Source organism: Trinickia sp., from assembly GCF_035492435.1.
Classification (GTDB): domain Bacteria; phylum Pseudomonadota; class Gammaproteobacteria; order Burkholderiales; family Burkholderiaceae; genus Trinickia.
The window spans coordinates 1-8978 of record NZ_DATJJF010000217.1 but is presented as its reverse complement, the minus strand read 5'-3'; the positions used below and the strand labels follow the sequence as shown (position 1 = coordinate 8978).

8 protein-coding genes and 1 pseudogene are annotated in these 8978 nt (G+C 60.4%); 3 read left to right on the top strand and 6 right to left on the bottom strand.

The window, feature by feature from the left end; translation table 11 throughout:
* Positions 1-212: pseudogene (locus VL598_RS15745) on the bottom strand (histidinol phosphate phosphatase); the annotation flags it as partial.
* A gap of 199 nt (positions 213-411) precedes the next feature.
* On the opposite strand from VL598_RS15745, the gene hpnI reads away from it, so the two are divergent.
* Both hpnI and VL598_RS15735 read left to right on the top strand, forming a co-directional pair.
* Entirely contained in the window at positions 412-1647 is a 1236-nt protein-coding gene (gene hpnI, locus VL598_RS15740; protein ID WP_325327655.1) for a bacteriohopanetetrol glucosamine biosynthesis glycosyltransferase HpnI, read from the top strand.
* A 115-nt stretch (positions 1648-1762) separates the two neighbouring features.
* Positions 1763-2782 carry a lysylphosphatidylglycerol synthase domain-containing protein gene (locus VL598_RS15735; protein WP_325327654.1) on the top strand — a complete coding sequence of 340 codons (1020 nt, stop codon included), beginning with the start codon at positions 1763-1765 and terminating at the stop codon, positions 2780-2782.
* 96 nt (positions 2783-2878) lie between these two features.
* Here VL598_RS15735 and VL598_RS15730 read toward each other — a convergent pair whose 3' ends face one another.
* From VL598_RS15730 to VL598_RS15710, 5 genes are all read right to left on the bottom strand, one after another.
* Positions 2879-4261: an FAD-containing oxidoreductase gene (locus VL598_RS15730; protein ID WP_325327653.1), complete on the bottom strand. Its 1383-nt coding sequence runs from the start codon at positions 4259-4261 to the stop codon at positions 2879-2881.
* Between the two features lie 362 nt (positions 4262-4623).
* Positions 4624-4884, bottom strand: coding sequence for a hypothetical protein (locus VL598_RS15725; RefSeq protein ID WP_325327656.1), 261 nt, complete (start codon positions 4882-4884; stop codon positions 4624-4626).
* Positions 4885-4992: 108 nt separating this feature from the next.
* Complete coding sequence (locus VL598_RS15720) at positions 4993-6873, bottom strand: ATP-binding cassette domain-containing protein (RefSeq protein WP_325327652.1); 1881 nt, start codon at positions 6871-6873, stop codon at positions 4993-4995.
* The gene (locus tag VL598_RS15715; RefSeq protein WP_325327651.1) at positions 6870-7040 is read right to left on the bottom strand and encodes a hypothetical protein; all 171 of its coding nucleotides are present in this window, start codon (positions 7038-7040) and stop codon (positions 6870-6872) included. The genes VL598_RS15720 and VL598_RS15715 overlap by 4 nt, the downstream gene beginning before the upstream one ends.
* A 133-nt stretch (positions 7041-7173) precedes the next feature.
* Complete coding sequence (locus VL598_RS15710; RefSeq protein WP_325327650.1) at positions 7174-8073, bottom strand: DMT family transporter; 900 nt, start codon at positions 8071-8073, stop codon at positions 7174-7176.
* Positions 8074-8272: 199 nt separating this feature from the next.
* On the opposite strand from VL598_RS15710, the gene VL598_RS15705 reads away from it, so the two are divergent.
* The gene (locus VL598_RS15705; protein WP_325327649.1) at positions 8273-8893 is read left to right on the top strand and encodes an isochorismatase family protein; all 621 of its coding nucleotides are present in this window, start codon (positions 8273-8275) and stop codon (positions 8891-8893) included.
* Positions 8894-8978 lie beyond the last annotated feature (85 nt).

Sequence of the window (8978 nt, the reverse complement as noted above, 5' to 3'; positions counted from 1 at the left end):
CAGATGCCATGGTCGGGGCAGGTGCTGACAATTTGACGGCGAATGTAGTCCTCGATTGAGCGGTCAGCAACGGTGACCGGACTCCCATCAGCCTTAGTCTGAATTTCCATAGGCTGTCTGAAGTACGTGAGCGCGATTTTGCCGGTTTGATCCAGCATCCCCTCGGCGAATTTGCGATAGCGCTCTATCACTTCGGTCATAGGCTGGTTCATAGTCGTCCTCATCCATATGAATGGTGCTCACCGCAATGGACGAAATCGATAGCAAGCAGGCAGAGGCCCTGCGCATAGCGGAGACCAGAACGACGTCGCCGCGAGTTGTTGTACGATACGCGGGTTTGCCTCTCGCAAGCTCCACCTCCACGGGATCCTACGACCCCGCTTTACCCCATTCTATCGGGCACTCTGCATCATGAGGCACTTGACGTGGCTGGTCTGCTTGGTCGGCCTGGTAACGGCGTTTGAAATTTTCGCCGGTGCGACCGTTCCACATGCCGCCGACCTTCTCTTCACTGCGATCGCAATCGTCTTCGGATTTTGCGCTTTCCTTGGAATCGTTTATACGGTGTTTGCGACAGTTCTCGTCTGCCGTTTCTTTGCGCAACGGACATCCGAGCCAACGAGCTTGCCGCCCGTGACGATCGTGAAGCCACTGCACGGCGACGAATGGGGGCTGCTCGACAACCTTGCCACTTACTGCCGGCAGAACTATTCGGGTCCGATTCAGTTTCTCTTCGGCGTTCACGACGGCGCAGATCCCGCGCTGAAAGTGGTCGAGGAACTCAAACGCCTTTATCCGGAGGCGCACATCACCGTGGTAACGGATGCGCGCTTGCATGGGCCCAATCGAAAGATGAGCAACATCGTCAACATGATGCCGCATGCGTTGCACGATGTACTCGTCTTCGCGGATAGCGATGTCAGCGCCGAGCCGGATTATTTGCGTCACGTTATTGGAGAACTGCAAAAGCCCGATGTGGGTCTCGTAACGTGCGTCTATCGCGGTCGCCCCGCGCCGGGGCTTTGGCCGCATCTGTCGGCCCTGAATATCAACTATCACTTTCTTCCCAGCGTCATGACAGGGGTCGCGTTAGGCCTTGCCCGCCCCTGCTTCGGCCAAACCATCGCCATTCGGCGTGCGACGCTTGAGAAGATCGGTGGGTTCGGCCAGTTTGCGAACCTGCTTGCAGAAGACAATGCAATTGGCGAGGCCGTCCGCAAGATCGGCGAAAAAGTGGCCATTCCACCGTTTGTGGTGTCGCATACGTGCGAAGAGCCTACCGCCGCAGCACTCGCCGCGCACGAACTGCGCTGGAGCCGCACGATCCGCGCCGTCGACCCTATAGGCCACATCGGCTCGGTGGTGACACACCCGTTGCCGCTCGCCCTCTTGGCGTTGCTTTTGTCTGGAGGCGCCCGCTGGAGCTGGCCGATCGCCGCCGCAGCGCTCTTTGCACGCTGTACACTAAAGGTGTTCTCGGACATTGCTGTGCGCGAGCCCCGACGCGACCTATGGCTGCTGCCGCTGAGGGATATCGCCTCATTCACCATCCTGATCGCGAGCTTTTTTTCATCCCACGTGGTCTGGCGGGGCACCCGCTTCCAAGTGGACCGCAACGGGTTCTTGAGCCCGGTTCAGGACAAGTAAGCATGATCCGATAGGCTCTTCATCGTCGCATGGATGGGGTCGGCGCATCTTGCCGCGTGCGCACGCCACCCCCGCATGTTCGCGGCTCCCCTTAGCGCATTCGCCACCCTGCAGCATGACGAAATACCTTGGACGGCTTACCGCAGTGGCGGGTTTTGCCGTTGCCGTTTGGCTGGTTTGGCACGAAAACGCCGGCGCAGTCCTGGCCTTGATGCGCGCCGCAGGCGCGGGGCTCGTGCTGGCCGGCTTGGCACATGTCTTGGCGATGCTGGCCAACGCAAAGGATTGGCAATTGCTGATGCGCGGTGCGGTCAGGCCCAAGTTCATACCCGTGCTCGGCCTCGTATGGATCCGTGAATCCGTCAACGGCATGCTGCCTGTCGCGCGCATCGGCGGCGAGATCATCTCCTTTCGCGTCATGCGGCGTTGGGGCCTGCGGCCTTCCAGCGCCTTGGCCAGCCTCATCGTTGACACTCAGCTCACGCTCATCAGCCAACTGATCTTCGCGGTCTTCGGGATTGGCTATCTGCTGCACCAGACGGCCTCAAGCTCTCTTCATTTGGCAGCGAACCTCGCATGGGGCGTTGCGGCGTTCACGCCCGTGCTTGTGCTGTTCTCGCTGGTCCAGCATGCCAGTCCGTTTGAGCGGCTCACGGGTTTCCTCAACCGCATGACGAGCGGCAAGCTTGCGGCACACGTCGGCGAGTCGGCGCGCGTCGATCAGTCGATCAAAGGCATTTGGCGCCGGCGCGCGGTGGTGATGCAATACCTGATCGTATGGCAGTCAGTGCAGTGCCTCGCTATAGCGTTCGAGATCTGGCTCGCATTGTATTTTCTCGGAACAAACGTGAGCTTTCTGGAGGCATTCGCCATTGAGTCACTGATCCAGGCGCTCAGCAGCGTTGCCTTTTTTGTTCCGGGTGCCATCGGTGTTCAGGAAGGTGGGTTTCTGCTCATCGGCACCGCACTGGGTCTCGACGCACCGACCTGTCTCGCGCTCGCGGGCGCGCGACGTATCCGCGATTTAATGATTTACGTGCCGGGTCTCGTCTTCTGGCAGTACGTCGAGTGGCGTCAACACCGTACAACCCGCACTTCGGTCGGCCACTATGCGCACTCCAGCGATCGTGTGTAGTCCTGACTGTTATCCCCTGCCGCCGAGTTCCTCGGTGCTGTCACTTTTCTAGGTCGTGGATGCGCCGGCCCGGCGCAAATCCACGAGCTGCGCAACTTATTCGGCCATTGGGCGCAAATCGCCGAGCACCGTCGGCAACAACTCGCATACGGTGGGATGAATGTGAACCGCACGCTGGATCACCGTATAAGGCGCCTTCGCATACATGGCGTCGATGAGGCAATGGACCGCCTCGTCCCCGCCGACGCCGAGAATCGCTGCGCCCAGAATTTCCTTCGTGTCAGCGTCGACCGCGATTTTGATGAAGCCCTGTGTTTCGCCTTTTTCGATCGCGCGCCCAACCCGCGTCATCGGGCGTACACCGATCAGCGCCCTACGGCCCGAACGTCGGATCTCATTGACCGTCATGCCGACACGGCCGAGCGGCGGATCGACAAAAAGCCCATACGCGACGATACGGTCCCGCACACTGCGGTTCGCGCCATCAAGCAGGTTATCGGCGACGATCTCGTAATCGTTATAGGCCGTATGTGTGAACGCACCGCGCCCGTTGCAATCGCCAAGCGCCCAGACACCGTCTACGCGAGTTCGCAATGCATCGTCGACAAGGATGTACCCGCGTCCATCGACTTCGATACCAGCCGCTTGTAGTCCAAGGTCATCGGTGTTCGGAGTGCGCCCAACCGCCAACAACAAGTGAGAGCCGACCGCTTCACGCATGCCATCGTCGCAGTCGAGCTTGACGACGATCCGCTCGCCGCGTTTTTCCGCGGCCATGCACTCGGCACGCAGTTCAACGGTAATTCCCTCGCCGCGCAGGATCTCCTGCACGGCCAGAGACACGTCTTCGTCCTCGCGCGCGACTACGCGCGGTGACTTTTCGACGACGGTCACAGCACTGCCGAAACGCCGGTACATCTGAGCAAACTCGAGCCCCGTATAGCTGCCGCCGATCACAATCAGGTGCTCGGGCAGAAAATCGACGTCCATCATCGTCGAATTGGTCAGGTAGGGGACTTGATCGAGTCCCGTCATCGGCGGGACATGAGGTCGCGTTCCAACGTTGAGGAAGATTCGCTCAGCGCTGATCAATTCGTCATTCACCCGTATGGCGTGAGCAGACTCGAACCGTGCGTGACCCTTCAATACCGTGCAGTTGGCAAGCCCTTTGAGCCACTCTTCCACGCCGTTCCGGGAGCGCGCGGAAATCGCATCCTTGCGTGCCTTCACGCGCTTCATGTCGACTTCGACAGCACCGCCTGTCTTTACGCCATATTCAGCCGCCCTGCGGGCCAACTGCGCGGCGTAGGCACTCGCAATCAGTGCCTTGGTCGGAATGCAACCTGTGTTCACGCAAGTACCGCCAAAAAGGTTGCGCTCGATGATCGCGACCTGCATGCCAACCTTGGCGAATCGTGCAGCGAGCGCGGGACCGGCTTGGCCGGTACCGACAATGATGGCGTCAAACCGCGCTGCCATGTTGGCCTCCCCACGATGGGTTCTCGGTCACGCTCCATCATAGGCGATACGCTGACCCGTCGCCTCGTCATGCGAGCCACGCGCACATTGGATCAACGATCACTGCTTTTCGGCATGCGTTTTGCCCACGCAAAGCTTCGGTCCCGCTGTGATTTCGTCGAAGAAGCCTGCACATTGCGTGCAGTTTGCTGATAACCGAGCCAAGTTCGTTTGTCGCCAATGCGCGCAACGAGGGCAATACTAAGGCTCTCGAAGCCGAGCAAAATGGCCGGTGACAGCAGTTCAGTACTCGATTTGAAAATGGAGGGGAACGCTGTAAAAAGGTCGGAGGACATGATGCATGACGGTGCAGATTCGAAATGCTAACCCTCGTCTGCATCCTCAGCCGCTTTGCGATCGCGGCGTTCTTCATTGCCGCGACGTGCGCGCAAGCGCTGGCGCGAGAGCACCGTGATCACCTCGGCGGTTGTCGCTCCAGGCGGGATCTCATTGCGGATGACATTGGCCACCATCGGCAGCCCCAGGCGCTGCCGACGCAAGGCCTTGGCGATTGCCTTGCGGCAATCGTCCCCATGGCAATCCCATTCGTCACGCAGTTTTCCGCAGTAGCGACACTTGTCCATGAGGACATAGTCTAACGAAAATTCGCAGCGTTCTTCCAACGTGTGCATTGTGATGCGCGGCTGCATGTTGGCACCGGTTGGAAAACCACCAGAAGCCAGGACCGCCGCCTACAACGCGTGAGTGACTGAATTGACGCAGGGATCGTTTAAGACAGACAACTCCGTCCACACAGAAATGCCAGCCGGCTCAATAGAAACGCGACATGTGTCACGTTCACGCAAAAGCGCATCGCCCATCGCGATGTCGAAGCGGACGCCCTCGATACTGAGGAGTGCAAAGCGTTCACCGTCACGCAATTCAATTGATTCGACGAGTGCCTCGAAGGGACCGTCTTGCGACGGCCGAACCGCGCCCGATGCGAGGCGCCACATGACACGCTGTCCCGCGGCAATCGAACGATCCAGCGTCTCGACAACCAGATGGCCGCTCAGCTCGAGATAACCCGATGACGGAATAACCCCCGTTCCTACGTTACGCAGACCAAGCAGTTCGGCCACGCGCAGGCTCGCAGGCCGCTCGAACACGTGCTCGATCGGCCCCGCTTGAAGTACACGGCCCTGATCCATGACGAGGACTTCGTCGGCAAGCAGGGCCGCTTCGTCGGGATCATGCGTGACGATGATGGTGACGGCCGAAATTTCACGTTGAAGATTGCGTAGCGATCGCTGCAAACGACGTCGACGCGGCGTATCGAGCGCGGAAAACGGCTCATCGAACAATAGCAAGTGGCTGTCACGCGTCAGTGCGCGCGCAAGCGCGACGCGCTGACGCTGCCCCAGCGAAAGCTGATGTGGCAAGCGGCTCAGCAGTTCCGTGAGGCCCAGATGCGAAGTCCAATAACGCGCCGCAGCCGGATCGGCGTCGATGGGGAAAGCGAGCTGCTCGGCAACGCTCATGTGCGGAAAGAGCCCGTAGTCCTGCGGCATATAAGCAATTTGCCGGCGCTCGGGCGGCAACTGCGTCAAGTCCGAGCGGCCGAGCATGATCTTGCCGCTCTCGTTGCGTTGGAGTCCCGCAATCAGTCGCAACGTCATCGATTTGCCTGAACCCGAGGGCCCGACAATTGCGAGCCGCCGGCTCGACGGCATCCAATTAACGTCGAGGCTGAACGAGCCCACTTGCCGCCTCAGCTGGATTGCGAGCTGCCGATCACGTGTTTCGGTCGCCATCGATGGCAAAGGCGCGCCCACGAGCAGCTCGTCGCCGTTGTCGATGCGCGCTGTCGTCGCTTCGGGCTGCCTACTGCGGCTATACACGGAAAGCGCCGCACACACGACGGCGATGGCAAGCGTCGGCAGCAGCAAAGGCATCATGGCGGGCAAGCCTTGGCTGCCAAAGAGCACGTACGTGTAGACGGGTAACGAATACGGGTGGTAGGCGACCATGACGGTCGCACCGAATTCACCGAACGCCCGCAACCATGCAAGCGCCAATCCTGCCTGGATCGCCGGCCATGCGGCAGGCAGCGCGACGCGAAAGAACCGGCTGCCCGCATGATGGCCAAGCGTTGCAGCGACGTCTTCGAGCACCGGATCGACCGATGCAAAAGCCGAGCGCGCCGCGACGATCAGAAAGGGCGCAGCGACGAACGTCTCCGCCAGGACGATCCCGGCAAACGAATCGGTCAGGAGCCCGCTTGCGGCACGTCCGAGCAAACTGTAAGGCCCGAGCAGAAAGAGCAGCAACACTCCGCTTGTCAGCGGCGGCAGCGCCAACGGCAACTGTACGACGAAACCTAGCAGCGCCATGGCTCGCGACGACGAACGCGCAAGCCAATAGCCCAGCGGCACGCCGCCGATCAGAATGATGAGCACAGCCACGGTGGCGCTTGCCACGGATGTGCCCACGGCCGCCCCCATCGCATGCCAGTCAACGTCCGCCCAATCTGCTTGTCCGATTTGCGGCAGACTCGCGACGAACGGCGCGCACAAGTAGATCGCGAGCAGCATGGAGAGCGCGACGAGAGGTCGCGCAACGTTTCTTTTCATTGTGGTGCTGCGATAGCGCGTTCAAATGCCGGACCGACGCTGCGTTCCGTCTGAGTCATGAGGGAGCCGACATAGAGCACCTCGGAAGTGTCGTCGCTGCTCGCGCGCGCTTGCACGCTCAGTGCGCCTGGCAACCCCGCACAACCGATCAACAGCTTGCGAAACATCTCAACCTCTAAACCGCTATAAAGTCCTGCATATTACGATGACTTTAGCCCTGATGCCGACGGGGACGAGAGATTGCGAGGCAGGGCAGATGGAAGGTCGGTCGGCGATGTTCGGGGTTAGCAGCAGTTCGGATCAGGTGCGCGAAGCCACGATAATGCCGCCCACGATCAGCACGAACGCTATGGCGTGATACAGCTGCGGCCACTCGCCGAGAAATGCCGCCGACATCACGGCGGCAAACAAGGGCGCAAGATTAGCGAAAAATCCCGCGATATTCGGGCCGACACGCTTTATGCCGAGCCCCCAGCAGCAATAGGCAAGTACGGCCGGCCCTGCGCTCACGTAGAGCAAGGCAGCCACCAAGGGCCAGCCCCAGACGATGTGCGCATCGATCGAGACCCATTCTCCTGCGGCGAACACACTGGACCAGAAAAGGCCGAACGTCACTTGGGCGAGCAAAAAGGCTGACCAATTGTCGCGCCACTGCGCAGGCTCGCGAGAACGCGCCAGCAGCCAGCTGTACAGTGCCCAGGCGAAGGATGCTGCAAGCATGTAGAGATCGCCGGGAACGAGCCGCAATTGCATCAAAATCGTCCATCGTCCCCGGCACAGGATCAGCGCGACACCGGCAATGGACAGCACGATGCCGATCAACTGCCGGCCCGTCACCTTCTGGCCGAATCCTAGCCATCCGATTCCGAGCATCCAGACCGGAATGCTCGAGGCCATCAGCGTCACATTCAGCGGCGACGAAGTTTTGAGGGCCAGATATTGCAATGCGTTGTAACAACCCACACCCAGCAGGCCAAGCAGCGCGAAGCGCCGCCAATGCGACCAAAGCCCACTCGCGGGATGTAGTACCCAGCCGGCGAGCGGCAGCAGAAACATGAAAGCCAGTGCCCACCGCAGGAAGTTCAGCGTAACCGGTGGCACCATCCCGCTCACCAGGCGCCCGACTACCGCATTGCCCGCCCACATCACGGGTGGAAGCGTAAGGAGTACGGTGGTACCGGGCGTGAGGCGTTGATGCATGGACGAGCAGACGATTTTTGCGTGGAAGCTCAATATTAGATTGGTTCCAAGCCGATACGCGATTCATCAATGCGCCGCCGATAGGAGCCACAGATGAACCGTCGCGAGATTTTGAACCAGTCCGCCGCCGCAACAATCGCTGTGGCTGCGTTCGGTGCCAGCGCCGCCACCTCCACGTCTCAGCCCACCGAGGAAAACCATGAACTCGCCCCATCTCTACGAACGGCTCACCCGCGACAACGCCGTCCTGCTGCTGGTCGATCACCAGGTCGGCCTCTACACCGGCGTACGCGACATCGAAACACTGGAGCTCAAGCACAACGTCGTCGGCCTGGCGAAAGCAGCACTGGCACTGAAGGTGCCGGTCATCGTCACCACGACGACCGAAAAGATGTGGGGCCCGTTGATCCCCGAACTCGCGCAAGCGCTACCCGACGTGAAGCGCATCGAACGCACCACCGTCAACGCTTGGGACGAGCGCCGTGTCGTCGACGCAGTCAAGATGACCGGGCGCAAGAAGCTGATTGTCACTGGCATCTCGACCGACGTTTGCCTAGCCTTGCCTGCGATCTCGGCAATCGCCGACGGCTACGACAGCTTCGCAGTGATCGATGCTTCCGGGGGCTTCAGCAAGACTCAAGTTGATATGGGCGTGTTGCGCATGCAGCAGGCCGGTGTGATCCCCGTCGGTTACTCGAACGTCGCTGTCGAGATCCTGGCCGACAACGCCGCACCAGAAGCCGAGGCCGTCTACGCCGCGCTCGGCATGCCCTTCGTCGGCCTCGTGTCCGGCTTGAAACAGTACTTCTCGCGCGGCTGAGCCGGCGTCAACCGTACGAGCAGAGGTGACGACTTCAGCGAGAAACATTGCTGAGACATGGGCGTTCTTGAAACGGCGCTGAGTG